The organism is Citrobacter sp. LUTT5 (assembly GCF_009905315.1).
Classification (GTDB): Bacteria; Pseudomonadota; Gammaproteobacteria; order Enterobacterales; family Enterobacteriaceae; genus Citrobacter; species Citrobacter freundii.
This window is the reverse complement of sequence record NZ_CP047606.1, coordinates 1,546,833-1,562,336: the sequence shown is the minus strand read 5'-3', so window position 1 is coordinate 1,562,336 and position 15,504 is coordinate 1,546,833. Positions and strand designations below refer to the sequence as shown.

Sequence of the window (15,504 nt, the reverse complement as noted above, 5' to 3'; positions counted from 1 at the left end):
TTGGCTGTGATAACGATATGGTGGCCGGCATTGTGCCTTATCCATTCACCGAATGAAACGCTGTTTTTTACCTCAACGGCGTAAGTATAGTCAATCTCTGTTTACATTTTGAGCGCGAGCCATACATTCAGTGCGGATTCATCCTACCTTTGACCTCATGAATTCAGGTCAGTTTCCCCAATATTCCAGAATTTTTCACTGTGTGCCGCCATCTGCAATAACTGTTCACACGGCGCAAACCGCGAGCCGTATTGCGTGGTCAGCCGTTGCAGAGTCGCAACCACTTCTCCCGCGCCGAGTGAATCCATATACCGGAACGGGCCGCCGAGGAATGGCGGAAAACCAATACCAAATACAGCGCCGATGTCGCCATCACGTGCGCTACGGACTATCTTCTCGTCGAAACAACGAGCAGCTTCATTGAGCATTAACATGACGCACCGCTCTGCTACCTGTGCAGCGGTAAGTCGGCCCTGACCCTGAACGCCAATAAGCGTATAAATTGCAGGGTCGACCTGTTTTTTGCTTTTACGCCCTTTCACACCATAAAGATAGAAACCCCGACCATTTTTTCTACCTTTGCGATCGTCATTCAAAATTGAAGCAACAACATTTGCAGGCGCGCTAAAACGTTCTCCATATGCAGCCTCAAGCACTGGTATAATTTTAGTGCCCGTATCAATTCCGACCTCATCCAAAAGTTGGATTGGCCCAACTGGAAAACCAAACTTAACCAGCGCGGCGTCTATGGTTTCGACCCGCTCGCCCTCGGTCAACATACGAATCGCTTCGTTAATGTAAGGCGCTAAAATGCGGTTAACGTAAAAGCCGGCCTTATCTCTGACCACTATCGGCGTTTTGCCCTGTTTTTTCGCTAACTTAACGGTAGTTGCAATCGTCTGCTCGGAGGTCGTGGCATGTGGGATCACTTCGACCAATGGCATTTTTTCCACCGGACTAAAAAAGTGTAAACCAATCACTTGTTCAGGCCTGGTAGCATTCGCGGCAATATCGCCAATGGGCAAAGATGAGGTGTTAGAAGCAAAAACGGTATGAGGTGCGCAATTTTGCTCAACTTCTGCCACCATCCGTTGTTTTAGCGACAGATCTTCAAACACGGCTTCAATAATCAAATCGCGATGCGCAAAGCCACGGTAGTCGATCGATCCCGAAATCAGCGCCAGTTGTTTATCGCGTTCGCAGGCTTTGATATGACGGCGGCGAACCTTCGTTTCAAGCTGATCCCAGCTATACTTCAGCGCATGGTTGATTCCCTTAGCGTTTATATCTTTGATGCGCACAGGCAAGCCGCCTTTACAGGCCGTCACATAAGCAATACCGCCCCCCATCAGACCGCCGCCCAAAATGCCAACGCTGTCCAGCGGACCGGGCTTCGCATCGCTTCCCGGATCCTTTTTCACGTCGGTGTTGGCAAAAAAGATGTGCCGTAGCGCCTGAGACTGGGATGTCATCGCCAGCTCACCAAACGCACGGGCCTCTGCGTCGTAACCACTACTGCTGCCTTGCGCTAGCCCGGTTTCGATGACCTCAAGGATACGTTCTGTTGCAGGGTAGTTACCTTGCGTTTTTTGCGCCGTCTTTTTACTGGCCATGCGGAACAACAGCGCCCGCCCCAGCGGCCCCGCCAACACTCGCTCTCTCACGGGCAGTGTTCGTTGCGCAGAACTGTCCTTTTTAGCCAGTTCAACGGCCGCTTCCAGCAAAATGGAATGCGGTACAACTTCATCCACTAAACCAACTTTCAGCGCCTGTTTTGCGCGTAATTGTTTTCCGGTGAGGATCATATCCAGTGCGGTACTGACGCCAATCAGGCGCGGCAGCCGCTGCGTACCACCGGAGCCGGGCAACAAGCCAAGTTGTACTTCCGGTAAACCCAGTACGGTTTTAGCATCATCGGTACAAATACGGTTGTGGCACGCCAGCGCCATCTCCAGGCCACCGCCGAGGCATGCACCATGAATCGCGGCGATAACCGGGATCGGTAAAGCATTAATTTCCGCCATCATCTGCTGCCCCTGACGGGCCAGCGTTTCGGCTTCCTGCGCGCTGCGACAGCTACCAATCATGTTGATATCCGCCCCGGCAATGAAGTTATCGGGTTTAGCCGAAATAAACACCACACCACGCAATGCTTTGTTATCGCGGATTTGTTTCAGAATGGCCCGCACCTGAGAAGCAAACTCTGCTTTCAGGGTGTTCATTTTCTCTCCGGGCACATCAATGGTGACAACAGCAACGTTATCCAGACGTACGTTTAGTGTAAAAGCCGATGTCATTTCCATTATTCCGCCTCCAGAACCATTGCCGCACCCAGACCACCAGCTGCACAGGCTGTCACTAAACCAAAACCGCCGCCACGACGACGCAGCTCATGGAGGGTTTGAGTGATCATGCGCGCACCGGTGGCAGCAAAGGGGTGTCCATAGGCAATCGATCCGCCCAGCACGTTAAATTTACTGTCATCAACCTCGCCAGTGGCATGCCTCCTGCCCAGCACGTCGCGGGCAAAACGTTCGCTACCCAACAGCTGAAGATTCGCCAGCGTTTGCGCGGCAAAGGCTTCATGCATATCGATCAGGGTTAAATCTGCCATCGTCAGACCGGCTCTCTCCAGGGCAAGCGGTGTTGACCACGCCGGTCCCAGCAGCATGTCCTGCCAGACATCGATGGCGGTAAAAGCAAAACTACGCAAGTACCCCAGCGGCACCAGCCCCAACTCTTTCGCACGCGACTCCGTCATCATGATCACGGCGGCAGCGCCGTCCGTTAGCGGGGTACTGTTTGCCGCGGTGACGGTGCCGTGCTTGCGGTCAAACGCCGGACGTAGTTTGGCGTAATCGGCCAGCGTAGAGTTACCGCGAATGTTGTTATCTTCTGAAAAAGGATCTTTAAACGGTGGCGCGTAGGTAGTCATTACCTCATCTGCCAGCTTTCCTTCAGCCCATGCCTGAGCGGCACGCTGATGAGAGCGGTGCGCCAGAGCATCCTGCTGCTCTCGGGTAATACCATAGGTTTTGGCCATTTGCTCAGCCGTATCCCCCATACGCAAACCGGTGGAATACTCGGCGACGGCCGGCGGCACAGGCATCAGGTCACGTAAGCGCAATCGGGAAAAGAGTTTAAGGCGTTGACCGGTTGTCCGGGCCTTATTGACATCCACCAGCACCCGCGCCAGCTTTTTACTAACGCCAATAGGCAAGACTGACGAGGAGTCCGCACCACCCGCAATTCCAGCACGAATAGACCCCGCCATCAGGCTTTCCGCGACATTCGCCACCGCCTGGAAACTGGTCGCGCAGGCCCTGCTCACGCTGTATGCATCGGTATGTACATTCATGCCGGTTCCCAGCACAATTTCACGAGCAATATTTGGTGCTTCAGGCATTTGCACCACCTGGCCAAAAACCAGTTGCTCGATCACATCGGCAGGAATTTCGCTGCGCGCCAGCAGCTCACCGACGACCATCTTTCCTAAATCAACGGCGGGAATGCCATGAAACGCGGTAGCCTGACGAGCAAATGGCGTACGTAATCCACTTACAATGGCAATACGGTCGCCTTGGCGGGTAACCAGCGGTAAAGCCTGACTCATAACACTCCCCTGTAAAAAAATAAAATAAGTGGTCTGACCTGATCATAGTCTTAACCAATTTTTTACATTTAGCCAAGCGGGGAGAAAAGAAAGTGGGAGCTAAGACACAGTGAATAATCACTGACAGTTACGAAAAAGCCCTTGCTATCAGATAGCAAGGGCTTTTGCAGAGGGGGATTAACGCAGGCCCAGCTGGAAAATCAGCGTTTCAGCTTCACAGGCAAAAACAAAGTCGATATCCAGACGCACACCTTCTGACTCTTCAGTAAAGGTCGAAGTGATTTGGCAAGGCTCAGATTCCACGCCACGTGCCTTTTCAGTCAGAGCGGCCAGTGTTTCTTCTGCCTCTGCGCGATTCGCGAACACACGGCTGTAGGACGCGGTGCAATCGGAGTTGTCCATGATGGTGCCAACATCCATACAGCAGCAAACCGGGGTTTCATCAGCACTGCATTTACTCATTGTAGATTTCCTCTGTATTCGCACCTGAGGTGCCAGATAAACGATGGGGATATTTTACGCTCCCATTATTCGCCTCTCCAGTCGTTAATTGTACGAAATGCGATAAGTGACCGAAATCACACTTAAAAATGATCTAAAACAAAAATCGCCCAAACAGGTGAGTGCGCACCTCCGCAATTTTGCCAGCTGGATCGCGTTTCTCTGATCAAATTTGAAAATATTTATAAACATACTTGCAACATTCCAGCTGGTCCGACCTATACTCACGCCACTGGTCTGATTTCTAAGTCGTACCTCAGACCCTACACTTCGCGCTCCTGTTACGGTATGTAACATTGTTTGTATAAAAATAAATCTATGAGGTTATGGTCATGAGCCAGAAAACCCTGTTTACAAAGTCTGCTCTCGCAGTCGCAGTGGCAATTATCTCCACACAGGCCTGGTCTGCAGGCTTTCAGTTAAACGAATTTTCTTCCTCTGGCCTTGGCCGGGCATATTCGGGTGAAGGCGCAATTGCGGATGATGCAGGAAACGCCAGTCGTAACCCGGCACTGATTATGATGTTCGATCGCCCTACTTTCTCAGCAGGTGCGGTGTATATCGATCCAGACGTTAATATTTCCGGTAAATCGCCATACACCGGACGCAGCACTGATGCGGACAACATCGCGCCTACGGCGTGGGTTCCCAATGCTCACTTCGTGATGCCTATCAACGAACAGTTTGGTTGGGGTGCTTCCGTTACCTCAAACTATGGTCTGGCTACCGAATTTAACGACAGCTACATCGTTGGTGAATACGGCGGTAAGACCGACCTTAAAACGGTCAACCTTAACCTGAGCGGTGCCTACCGTCTGAATGATAGCTGGAGCTTCGGTCTCGGTTTTAACGCCGTTTATGCTGATGCAAAAATTGAACGTTATTCTGGTGAGCAAACGGCTGCATTACCGAAGGTCAGCAACAAAATTGCCAGCCTGAAAGGGGACGAATGGGGCTACGGCTGGAACGCCGGGATTTTGTACGAACTGGATAAAAATAACCGTTATGGTTTAACGTACCGTTCTGAAGTTAAAATTGATTTTGATGGCGATTATAAGAGTGGCATCCGTACCCAGGCGAACGCCATACCTGGCGCTGGCACTACATTCCCATGGGGAACGACCAATGCCACCGTCCCGGGTTCTCTGACACTTAACCTGCCTGAAATGTGGGAATTGTCAGGTTATAACCGTATTGCACCACAGTGGGCTATCCACTACAGCATGGCCTATACCAGCTGGAGTCAGTTCCAGGAGCTGAAAGCCACAGGTTCCAATGGACAGACACTGTTCTATAAAGAAGAAGGCTTCAAAGATTCTTACCGCATTGCATTGGGTACAACTTACTATATGGATAAAAGCTGGACGTTCCGTACCGGTATTGCTTATGACGATAGCCCGGTTCCTGCAAGCAAGCGTTCCATCTCCATTCCGGACCAGGATCGTCTGTGGCTGAGTGCGGGTACGACTTACGCATTCAATGATGACGCATCCATTGACGTCGGCGTTTCTTATATGCACGGCCAGAAAGTGACCGTTAAAGAAGGCCCGTATACTTTCGATTCTGAAGGTAAAGCTTGGCTGTTTGGTACAAACTTCAACTACGCATTCTGATTTTCTTCAGACGTAAAAAAGGTGAGCTTTTTAGCTCACCTTTTTATTTGCCCAATTCCTTACTCAGAATCGATCTCTTTTAAATCGTCCTGAATGTCTTTCGCGTTCGGGTTTTCTTCTGGTTTGAGTTTCCCACCGTTCGCAATAAAGTCATGACGCTGGAAGTAAGCTTCACGCACCATAATGTAAGGATCGGAAGACTGACGCAGCAGACCGTCAGAGTCGAGCAATTGCGCGCGAGTTTCAATCCCTTCAACCGTCCATTTGCCTATCGACAACGGCCAGGTCAGCCAGGACAGTACCGGATACAGGGTATCGACCATATCGCCGCCGTCATCACGCAGTGTGAAACTACCGTAGAACGGAAGCTGCATATACGGCCCGTAACCCACGTCATAGTGGCCTAACGTACTGCCAAAGCGGTGTGGTTCAACGCGCTGCAACTTCGGATTAGCCATACCTGCCACATCGATAAAGCCGCCCATACCTAACAGGGTATTCAGGAAGAAACGGGTAAAGTGCACCATCCCCTGATAAGGATCGCCTTGCAGGAAATAGTTGACCATGACGGCCGGTTCTTCAAGGTTCCCCGTAAAGTTGCTTAAACCATTACGCGCCGGCTGCGGAACATAATCACGCCAGGCCACTGCTACCGGTCGAACAACATAGGGATCCAACACGTTAAAGTTGAAGTTGTACATGGTACGGTTGAACCCTTCAAATGGGTCCGAACGCCCCTGCTGTTCAGTACCGGAGCTCGCACACCCCACCAAAAGTGTGGTTCCCAGCGCAAGCGCCGACAGGCGAAGCTTCATAAGTATCTCCCTGTGTTTTATGGCTATCGCTGATTGCCATCCATGACGGAACGATGACGTATCCGCCTGTTTAGATGTGAGCGATTGTAACAGCACGTCAAATGATGTCTATATACCCTGTCTTACTGATTTGATCATAGCCTGGTAATACGCACTCCGCGGCGGTTCTATTCTAACTAACCCGATAAAAACAAACGTTACTATTTTTGCTATCTCAGACTTTCTCCCGCTGATTTTCAGAGAAAAGCCGCTACGCTTTAGCAATACGTGCTTATTCAGGATTCGGCCATGAATGACATCAAGAAAGATAAGATTGATCGACACAGCGACGAACTCGAAGTGGAAAGCGATGAAAAACTAACAGGGAAAAAGATAGAGCTTGATGAGGACAGACTCCCCTCCCGCGCCATGGCGATCCATGAACATATTCGCCAGGATGGGGAGAAAGAGATGGAGCGCGACGCAATGGCCCTGCTGTGGTCAGCCATCGCAGCAGGACTGTCGATGGGTGCCTCGCTACTGGCTAAAGGGATTTTTCACGTACAGCTGGAAGGTGTGCCAGGGGGATTTTTACTCGAGAACCTCGGTTATACCTTCGGCTTTATTATTGTCATTATGGCCCGCCAACAACTCTTTACCGAAAATACCGTCACCGCCGTACTGCCGGTGATGCAAAACCCTACCCTCGGCAATTTTGGCCTGTTGATGCGCCTGTGGAGCGTGGTACTGCTGGGTAATATTATTGGCACCGGGGTTGCAGCATGGGCGTTTGAACATATGCCGATTTTTGATGAAGAGACCCGCGATGCTTTCGTCAAGATTGGCATGGATGTGATGAAAAACTCTCCTGTGGAGATGTTTTCCAACGCCATCATTTCTGGCTGGTTAATTGCCACGATGGTGTGGATGTTCCCCGCCGCCGGAGCGGCAAAAATTGTGGTCATTATTCTGATGACCTGGCTGATTGCGTTAGGCGATACCACGCATATCGTCGTTGGCTCGGTGGAAATTCTCTATCTGGTCTTTAATGGCACGCTGCACTGGAGTGATTTTTTCTGGCCCTTTGCGCTACCAACGCTCGCCGGGAATATCTGTGGCGGAACGTTTATTTTCGCGCTGATGAGCCATGCGCAGATCCGCAATGATATGAGCAACAAACGCAAGGAAGAAGCCCGGTTACAAGCAAAGCGTGATGAGCAAACGCAGAAAAACCAGAAAAAACAGGCCTGAATGGTGACTGTTTGAGCAGTCGGGCGGCCTGAGACTTACCGTTGTGAGTAAAAAACGCTATACTCGTGCCGCTTCGTCCCCTTAGTTAAATGGATATAACGAGCCCCTCCTAAGGGCTAGTTGCAGGTTCGATTCCTGCAGGGGACACCATTTCTTCGTTACCCGCCATTTCCTCTCATTACCAAAAACCCTGATATTCCTGTCACATAAACATTTCGACATTACCGCACATTACCCAACATGAATTGACTACGCCAAACTTTTGCGGGCATATTGTGGGCATACTGAAAAATGACCATGGATTTATGCCCACATGCTTACGGTAAAGCAAATCGACGCAGCAAAGCCTGCGGAAAAATCATATCGCCTGGCAGATGCCGGAGGGTTATTCCTGTTCGTTCCCCCGTCAGGGAAAAAGGTGTGGCGTATGCGGTACCGATTCGAAGGGAAGGAAAAGACACTCGTTATCGGACCATACCCTCAAAATCTCTCACAGAGGCCAGGTCAAAACAGTCAGAAGCAAAAATGAAGTTGCTGGCAGGTGTTGACCCGGCAGAACAAAAGCAGGCCATTAAGAAGAAAGAGAAAGAAGCTGTAGCCGATTCGTTCGGTGACATTTTCCGAGAATGGCATGCTCACAAATCAAAGGTGTGGTCGAAAGGATATGCTGACGAGATGATGAGTATGTTCACGGATGACATACTTCCGATCATCGGCCATTTACGCATGGAGGAAGTCGAGCCAATGATTCTGTTGAAGGTCATCAGGCTGTTCGAGGACAGGGGCGCAATGGAACGCGCTGATAAAGCGAGGCGAAGATGCGGTGAGGTTTTCAGTTATGCGATCGTAACCGGAAGAGCAAAATACAATCCATCCCCAGACCTTGCTGGGGCCATGAAAGGATATCGCAAGAACAACTACCCTTTCCTTCCTATGCATCGTATACATGAATTCCAGCGGTCTATTAATGCGTACGGTGGTTGGATAGTAATGAAGATTGCAGCGCAGGTATTGCACTATACAGCCATGAGAACCGTCGAGATGAGATCGCTGGTATGGTCAGGAATAGATTATGAAAACAGGATAATCAGCATCGACCCGTCGGTAATGAAAGGCAGGAAGCTTCATATCGTCCCTATGTCAGATCAGGTCGTTGAGCTATTTAAGGTATTGCAGCACATAACAGGTCAGTATTCGCTTTGCTTCCCGGGCAGAAACGACAGGAAGAAGCCAATCAGCGAGAATGCTGTACTTGGAGTGATTCGTAGCATTGGATACGAAGGACAGACTAGCGGCCACGGATTCAGGCACCAGTTCAGCACTGTGCTGAACGAGAAGCACTGGAATAGTGATGCAATAGAGATGCAACTGGCACACGTAAGTGGCGGAACTCGCTCTGTTTACAACCACGCAGCTTACCTTGATACGCGCAGGGAGATGATGCAGTGGTGGGCGGACTGGCTTGATGAGAAGGTGTCGTAATCGAACGACGCGGAAGATGATGTCATCCATTGATGGCCCAGCTATTGTTGGTAATCTGCCGGGCCAGGAAATTTTTACCGAGAGGCGTCCTCTACAAGATCGACTTTAACACCCTTCTTACGTGATATTACCCGGTCAATGAATGAAGCGAAATTAGCTGAAAGATCGATTGATTTTTTATCAACAAACTTATAAAAAACTGTGCTTGCCAAAAGCGTAACTGCTGTTACTGACACGAACGCAATCAATGCACCCTGCGATGTTTGCCCTGTGTAATTCCAGATATAAGGGCCAATTAGTGCAAGAAAAATAGGGTGCAGCAGGTAAACTGAAAACGACATTTTACCGAAAAACTTGAAGGGCTGCTTTGCCAGAAACTTTAATACTGCGCAGTCAACAAATATGCTTGTTATCACAAGAATTGCACCAGTTCCAAGCGGCAGCATCCAAGAAACTCTTATACCATGCTGAGACATGTGTACAAAAAGAGAAACAACATATTGATACGAATAACTTGCAGAAGTATAACCCATCAGGTAAAGGCCTAAAGCCAACAGGGCAAGCGATATAAATTTAGTTTTTAATGTTGACGTGTAATTTATTTCAAAAGTTGAGATAAATACACCGGCCATAAATAGGCCATAAAACACAGCAAAATCATTTGGGTGAAAGGTAAGAAATATAAAAGCTGTAAATGAAGCTATCCGCAATAAATTCTTATCTCTTCCAAATAATGCAAGAGTTGCGTAAACCAACAACGATCCGAAGAATTCTACACTTATCGTCCACAGAACATAATTATATGGAGTAACACCAAATAGCATTGCTCCAAAAGCACCATCCCACAAAGCCCCTTTTAATGTCGGATCAAAAAGGAACTCAGCAGCCAGAGGAACGTGCCTTGCAACATCTGCATTCGCTTTGAACGCTCCGGATACTGCAAACAGAAAACAAACCATAACCGAGAAGAACACTGGCAGGCCAAGGCGTATGTATCGTTTAAGTGCCGCATCTCTAACATACTCATATGCAACATTTCTTTTTAAGCAACTCATAGAGAGCACAATGCCGCTAAGGACAAAAAATATAGCGACAGCAGAGCTACCATTGTAGAAAAACTTAAATGGTGAGTTAAAAATTGCAGCTTCTATCTCACTTTTAAGTGCTGCACCTGAATGCATCCATGGCGAAAACATGAGGAAGGCGTGAGAAAGGACAACCGCGATAGCAGCTACCCCTCTCACCCCGTCAAGAACGAATATATTAGATTTACTCATTTCCATCACTCACAAAATTTTTGTGAGATTATAGTTAAAAAACAAATAAATTCAAGGCATAATCATAATTATTGAATTTATTAAAAAACAATAAAGCTTATTGGAAGCTTTTACTTATAGCTGAAATATAAATTTCTGAGGTAACTCCTACTGGTGCTGACGTCAAATTAACCATTTGAAGTTCAACGTAGCTATTGTTTGTATTAGCCACTTGAATTACAAGTTGAGGATATAATTTTTGCATGGTCCATGAAATTGCCGCGCCTTGTTTTAAGTTGTTAAATAAAATGCTCTCAGTATAAGTTGCATTTGCTGCTATGGTTGTGCTTATTTCTTTTGACACGAAAAGCTTATTGAATATTCCGGCGAGAGAGTGTATTTCTTCTCTAAATTGGGTCTTCAACTGATTGTTTGGTATATCTTCTCCATTATCTGTCCCTATTACATTTCTTCGGTGGCCGCTTGGATTTATTGTTGACCAGTTTACTTTTGTTGGGTCATTGTATGGAAACAATGATAGCCCTACAAATGTTTGTCTTCCGGGGTCTTTTGCTAAACAAGTAAAGTCTGGATTGCCGTTATCAATGCTAGTATTTATCCATACGTTATGATAAGGGGAGTTTATTGAAAAGAACCATTCAAATGCTGACTTGCATCCCTCAATATTACATGTCATAAATGTGTTTGTTTCGTATACTCCGCGAACATTACTGAAATCATACGCCAGCTCATTTGATGACCACGTGTTACTGATAAATGTATTTCTATTAACAACCCCTCCAAATCTAACGGCTCTGGTGCTTCCTCCACCGTAGCATTGTTCAATTATTCCGAAATAGCACTGACCGCCTGCCGTTGGATCATGAGCGTTTGGATAAGTGATAACGCCGCCAGATTCAGTCCTTGTGTCATCTATCCACCTATTAAATGAAATATCATTATTGAATAAATCCATTCTTATTCTTTTTAACTTGAAGTAAGATGAATCACCAATATCAATTGCATCTATGTCTTTTGCAGTTTGGCCTACCAGATAAATATCCTCAATCCCGATATTATGACATCCAGGAACCCATCCCGATGGCCTGTTCGACCTGATCATTGTCTTTCCGGCTGGAAAACCACTCGAGGCTCTGATTAATGTCTTATCGTAACCTCCGCCCTTCAACGTAACGCCAGGATATAGCAACACTGTATCTGAGATGTAAAAATCACCAACGACGGTTACCTCTGGAATTCCTAAAGTGTGCGCGGCCACAATTGCAGCCTGGAGATTTGTAGTCAGATCTGGTTGACCAGTAATCACCCCACCTGGAACAAAATCAGCAGCCAGGTCGATAGAGTTTCTTAGCTTTCTGTCTACGGTGGTGAGTTGTGATGATGGCTGGTTGAGATTGTATCCAACCATAGTGGAGCCGTCTGCAGACTGTAGTTCTGCGGTGAATCTCTGCTCGAACTGGTCAGGGTCGTATTTTAATACGTTTGGATAGTAGAATTGCTGAGAGCCATAAGCGTCGTAAATTGCCATTGAATGGCCTTCAACGGTAACAAACTTTGCAATTTGCCCGTTGTAAACCGGATAGCCGGCAGCGTTTATAATGATTGGCTGAGAAACTGGTATTGGATCTGAACCATCTTCTGGGTCAATGTATACCTGAATCTGATTAGCTGGATTAACCGGGTCAGTATCAATCTGACCGATATAAACTTTACCGTTAGCGTTGGCTGCCGGAGATCGGCGCAAAAAAAGTGTATGTGTTTAACGGCGGCGTGATCGGGTAACGCTATCGAGCACTGTCATAACTGGCGGGGCTGGCCAACTTCCGGCATGGTGAAAAGATAGCCAGCCAGGAAGAAGTGATCGCGCGTATCCTATTTTTAAGTGGTAACAGTGGGATCAGTGGTAGCAGAATTGATTTATAGGCAGTTTTTCTGTTACCACCTGCTGTTACCATGTGGGATCAGGTGGTAACACGTTTTAAATCAGAGGGTTAAACAAGCTGCGGCGAACGTGATCCCACCAGTGGAAAAGCAGTGGTAACAAGATAAATCTTTAAATATCAACGTTGTTACCACTGATCCCACTGTTACCACCGTTTTGGCAATAACAATGTTTAATGCCTTTCCCTGTTAGTCAGGCTCCCAACGAAGCGTTGACTACACCGTATAGTTTTAAAAGTGAGAGGTGACACCATAATTTTTATCGTTACTAGGATTAGTCTGGTTAAGCTCATTTGGGTGACTAGTCAATTTTAAAGGAATAGAAATGCCAAAAATGAAAGATGGGGATCTGCTCTATAAAGATTACGTCAACCATGCCCGATCAGCTGGTGACGACCCAACAAAAATTATTTCAGATGCTAAGCGCTTTAACAGGCATGAAAAGTATGAGGTCCTTGATTTTCTTAATGCATTACATGGAGAGAACGGGGCAGATCTTTCTATCAAAACACGTCAGATTTGTGAGTGGATGATTCGCAACTACTTACCCGGTACGATCCAGAGTACCAAGGCGGTTGAATCGTGGATTGCTTCGAATTTCGACGAACTATCTAAAAAATATCCGTATTGAGTGAATTTCATTATTCAAGGTCATCATTGATGGCCTTTTTATTAATAATATCAAAAGCCAACCTCCACAGGTTATTTCACAGTATTTTTACCATAACAATAAAATAAATTTTATTGATAGAATAAAAATCGCGCATAACATATTTTTGTAGATGTAAAATAACATCTACATCCACGAAATAAATAACTAAATTCATTTGCTAATCTGCAATAAATCCAGCGCCGCGCGTTTCTGATCCGGCGTCATCATATCAATCATAGTCTTTACAGCTTTCGCCCCGGTCAGTGCGCTGGGGCTTAGTGTATGGGAGAACGTCATGTTCACAACGAAAGTATGCCCGCACTCCACGTTATTGCACGCGCAATAAATATCAGAAAGTTGAGGGTGTTTGCGGACGGTCTTTTTATTACTGAATTACTTTCACATTCAGGGCAAATAATCTTAGGGCTGCGCATAATAACCACCATTTGAAAAGATGCATTATTATACCACTGTTAATACTGCCCCCAGAAACCAAGCATGATTTAAATTATCTTTAATATCATTATGTTACGTTATTTTGTTCTTTTTCTATTTTTCCAGTTTCGTCACGCAATGTGCATTTTTCATTTTAATTTTCAAATGGTTATATAAACTCTGCTAAAAATTGAATTTTGTGCATGACTGTAATTATTGAAATCCTTTGCAAAGAACTGCATTTTTTCAGTCTCCAATCTCCCATAAAACCTTGTTTAACGCCTGTCCTGGCGCTTCTTTCCTGTAATTTTTCAAACTGAAAAAACTCTCACCACGTAAACACCGTGGGCGTGCGGGTGAGCGCGGTTTTCGTCCCGCTGCCGTTTATGCCGTAACAAATAAGTAACACACAACCAGATGTACAACTAACTGTACGTGTGACATACTTACCTTCTCAGGGCCTCGACACCATGGAGAAATAATGCAACACGTAAACTATACCGATGCTCGACAGCATTTAGCTGACCTGATGCAGCAGGCTAATGATGATCGTGCGCCAATCCTGGTTACTCGTAAGGGTGCTAAAAGCGTGGTAATGATCGACGCGGAAGAGTTCGCATCGATTCAGGAAACGTTACATCTGTTCAGTAATCCGGCGAACGCCGCACACATTGAAGCCAGCCTTGCATCACTCGAACGCGGCGATTATGAGGAACTGGACATTTAATGAAAGTCAGGATATCCCCGCAGGCAAAAAGCGATCTTCAATACTGGGCCGAGACTGACCCAAAGACGCATAACAAAGTAATGGAGTTAATCAAATCGGCTAAGGAAAGCCCCTTCAAGGGGATAGGGAAACCGGAGGCGCTAAAGCACCGTAAGCCCCTCTGGTCACGTCGCATCACAAAAGAACATCGCCTGGTGTACTACGTTGAGCAAGGCGATCTGTACATTGTCGCGTGTCGTTATCACTACACCACGATCTAGCGGCTTTTCCCTGGCTGGCGGGTTTATATTGGACTTTGCCAGCTAATCTTGCCCTCCCCTTTCTGTATTTGATTCTCAAAAAGGGAATCTCGCAAAACGGGTATAAATACGGGTATAAATACGGGTACAAATAAAACCATCACTGTAAAAACAAATTAAATATCAATCAGTTATCATTTAAGGCGTTTCCTGCAGGGGACACTCTGAAATTAATGCATCCTGTTTAAATCCAATCAATTACCAGCCAGTTCATCACTGGGCCAGGCGGTAGAACGGCACATTCCTCACTGTTGCAGTAAGATTGTCGGACACCATTGTCTGCTTTGTAGCTATCCGCATCCCTGCTTTTCTCAGCCTCAACACATCAGCGGCAATACGCTGGCTGCCAAACCAGAAAAGCCCATCCAGCGCAGTGACATCAAGGCCCGATTCAAGTGCCAGCTTCAGACGTTCGCGTGGTGCTTTTACTGTTTTAGCAATCTGCTGATATGGCGCTTCGCTTGAACCTGCAGGACTAATGCGCCGGATTCGATGCGACAGGCGGTACTGAAATTCATCCGGTATCCCACCGAGACTCGCTTTCAGGCTGTAAACACAACCAAAGCGTTTGCCGTTAAAGATGACGTTTTTCTGACTAAGCTGCAGCTCTTCACGCACGCTGGCAATCAGTTGCGGAGTACGGAGTAATAATAGGCGGAAAGGCAACTCAAAACTGGTCACGTAGTCCACATTCAATAAAGCAATACGCAGACGCTCTTGCGGTCCCGCCTTCAATTCGCGACATTCAGTAATAACATCAGCCCACTGGCCGGTAAGGCGGGAACTCTCAGTCGCCTCAGTAAAGCTGTATTTTTCAGTCTCATAATCAATACGTTCAGTCACACGGAATTCCCTTCTGGCCACATCTCGGTATCGGTTGTTCACTTTACCAGCGACAAGATTGCTATGTCAGGAATCT

At 47.0% G+C, this 15,504-nt stretch carries 12 protein-coding genes, 1 tRNA gene and 2 pseudogenes; 7 read left to right on the top strand and 8 right to left on the bottom strand.

Annotated features, from left to right (window positions below):
- Nucleotides 1-155 precede the first annotated feature (155 nt).
- The 3 genes from fadJ to GUC46_RS07340 all read right to left on the bottom strand — a co-directional run bounded on the left by fadJ (nucleotide 156) and on the right by GUC46_RS07340 (nucleotide 4,075).
- The gene (fadJ, locus tag GUC46_RS07350; protein WP_061550069.1) at nucleotides 156-2,303 is read right to left on the bottom strand and encodes a fatty acid oxidation complex subunit alpha FadJ; all 2,148 of its coding nucleotides are present in this window, start codon (nucleotides 2,301-2,303) and stop codon (nucleotides 156-158) included.
- A complete protein-coding gene (gene fadI, locus GUC46_RS07345) occupies nucleotides 2,303-3,613 on the bottom strand; it encodes an acetyl-CoA C-acyltransferase FadI (RefSeq protein ID WP_016150715.1) in 1,311 nt (436 codons plus the stop codon). The genes fadJ and fadI overlap by 1 nt, the downstream gene beginning before the upstream one ends.
- Before the next feature lie 177 nt (nucleotides 3,614-3,790).
- Nucleotides 3,791-4,075, bottom strand: a complete 285-nt coding sequence (locus GUC46_RS07340; RefSeq protein WP_003834838.1) for a YfcZ/YiiS family protein — start codon at nucleotides 4,073-4,075, stop codon at nucleotides 3,791-3,793.
- A 371-nt stretch (nucleotides 4,076-4,446) separates the two neighbouring features.
- Here GUC46_RS07340 and fadL point away from each other — a divergent pair, with 371 nt between their 5' ends.
- Nucleotides 4,447-5,727, top strand: coding sequence for a long-chain fatty acid transporter FadL (gene fadL / locus GUC46_RS07335; RefSeq protein ID WP_003845058.1), 1,281 nt, complete (start codon nucleotides 4,447-4,449; stop codon nucleotides 5,725-5,727).
- Between the two features lie 59 nt (nucleotides 5,728-5,786).
- Here fadL and mlaA read toward each other — a convergent pair whose 3' ends face one another.
- Nucleotides 5,787-6,542: a phospholipid-binding lipoprotein MlaA gene (gene mlaA, locus GUC46_RS07330; RefSeq protein WP_003028190.1), complete on the bottom strand. Its 756-nt coding sequence runs from the start codon at nucleotides 6,540-6,542 to the stop codon at nucleotides 5,787-5,789.
- A gap of 288 nt (nucleotides 6,543-6,830) precedes the next feature.
- Between mlaA and GUC46_RS07325 the strand changes: the two genes are divergently transcribed.
- The 3 genes and pseudogenes from GUC46_RS07325 to GUC46_RS07315 all read left to right on the top strand — a co-directional run bounded on the left by GUC46_RS07325 (nucleotide 6,831) and on the right by GUC46_RS07315 (nucleotide 9,254).
- Entirely contained in the window at nucleotides 6,831-7,772 is a 942-nt protein-coding gene (locus GUC46_RS07325; RefSeq protein WP_003839292.1) for a formate/nitrite transporter family protein, read from the top strand.
- A 75-nt stretch (nucleotides 7,773-7,847) separates the two neighbouring features.
- Nucleotides 7,848-7,922: transfer RNA gene (locus GUC46_RS07320), tRNA-Arg, on the top strand.
- A gap of 163 nt (nucleotides 7,923-8,085) precedes the next feature.
- Nucleotides 8,086-9,254: pseudogene (locus GUC46_RS07315) on the top strand (tyrosine-type recombinase/integrase).
- A gap of 74 nt (nucleotides 9,255-9,328) precedes the next feature.
- Here GUC46_RS07315 and GUC46_RS07310 read toward each other — a convergent pair.
- Both GUC46_RS07310 and GUC46_RS24020 read right to left on the bottom strand, forming a co-directional pair.
- Nucleotides 9,329-10,531 carry an acyltransferase gene (locus GUC46_RS07310; protein ID WP_160179992.1) on the bottom strand — a complete coding sequence of 401 codons (1,203 nt, stop codon included), beginning with the start codon at nucleotides 10,529-10,531 and terminating at the stop codon, nucleotides 9,329-9,331.
- A gap of 97 nt (nucleotides 10,532-10,628) precedes the next feature.
- Nucleotides 10,629-12,275: a phage tailspike protein gene (locus GUC46_RS24020; protein ID WP_226807676.1), complete on the bottom strand. Its 1,647-nt coding sequence runs from the start codon at nucleotides 12,273-12,275 to the stop codon at nucleotides 10,629-10,631.
- A 522-nt stretch (nucleotides 12,276-12,797) separates the two neighbouring features.
- Here GUC46_RS24020 and GUC46_RS07300 point away from each other — a divergent pair.
- A complete protein-coding gene (locus GUC46_RS07300; protein WP_087878867.1) occupies nucleotides 12,798-13,103 on the top strand; it encodes a hypothetical protein in 306 nt (101 codons plus the stop codon).
- Between the two features lie 192 nt (nucleotides 13,104-13,295).
- Here the strand turns inward: GUC46_RS07300 and GUC46_RS07295 are convergent.
- Nucleotides 13,296-13,558 (bottom strand): annotated as a pseudogene (locus GUC46_RS07295) (ogr/Delta-like zinc finger family protein).
- Nucleotides 13,559-14,040: 482 nt separating this feature from the next.
- Between GUC46_RS07295 and GUC46_RS07290 the strand changes: the two are divergent.
- Nucleotides 14,041-14,286 (top strand): type II toxin-antitoxin system Phd/YefM family antitoxin, encoded by a 246-nt coding sequence (locus tag GUC46_RS07290; protein ID WP_052932205.1) that lies wholly within the window; start codon nucleotides 14,041-14,043, stop codon nucleotides 14,284-14,286.
- Nucleotides 14,286-14,546, top strand: coding sequence for a Txe/YoeB family addiction module toxin (locus GUC46_RS07285; protein ID WP_023218457.1), 261 nt, complete (start codon nucleotides 14,286-14,288; stop codon nucleotides 14,544-14,546). Before GUC46_RS07290 ends, GUC46_RS07285 begins: the two co-directional genes overlap by 1 nt.
- Before the next feature lie 252 nt (nucleotides 14,547-14,798).
- On the opposite strand, the gene GUC46_RS07280 is transcribed toward GUC46_RS07285, so the two are convergent.
- Nucleotides 14,799-15,428, bottom strand: a complete 630-nt coding sequence (locus tag GUC46_RS07280; RefSeq protein ID WP_003028217.1) for a DNA-binding protein — start codon at nucleotides 15,426-15,428, stop codon at nucleotides 14,799-14,801.
- Nucleotides 15,429-15,504: the final 76 nt, after the last annotated feature.

Coding starts and splice junctions, on each gene's coding strand:
- GUC46_RS07340 (WP_003834838.1), bottom strand. CDS start 4,075: ATGAGTAAATGCAGTGCTGATGAAACCCCGGTTTGCTGCTGTATGGAT.
- GUC46_RS07310 (WP_160179992.1), bottom strand. CDS start 10,531: ATGAGTAAATCTAATATATTCGTTCTTGACGGGGTGAGAGGGGTAGCT.
- mlaA (WP_003028190.1), bottom strand. CDS start 6,542: ATGAAGCTTCGCCTGTCGGCGCTTGCGCTGGGAACCACACTTTTGGTG.
- fadL (WP_003845058.1), top strand. CDS start 4,447: ATGAGCCAGAAAACCCTGTTTACAAAGTCTGCTCTCGCAGTCGCAGTG.
- GUC46_RS07290 (WP_052932205.1), top strand. CDS start 14,041: ATGCAACACGTAAACTATACCGATGCTCGACAGCATTTAGCTGACCTG.
- GUC46_RS07285 (WP_023218457.1), top strand. CDS start 14,286: ATGAAAGTCAGGATATCCCCGCAGGCAAAAAGCGATCTTCAATACTGG.
- fadJ (WP_061550069.1), bottom strand. CDS start 2,303: ATGGAAATGACATCGGCTTTTACACTAAACGTACGTCTGGATAACGTT.
- GUC46_RS07325 (WP_003839292.1), top strand. CDS start 6,831: ATGAATGACATCAAGAAAGATAAGATTGATCGACACAGCGACGAACTC.
- fadI (WP_016150715.1), bottom strand. CDS start 3,613: ATGAGTCAGGCTTTACCGCTGGTTACCCGCCAAGGCGACCGTATTGCC.
- GUC46_RS07300 (WP_087878867.1), top strand. CDS start 12,798: ATGCCAAAAATGAAAGATGGGGATCTGCTCTATAAAGATTACGTCAAC.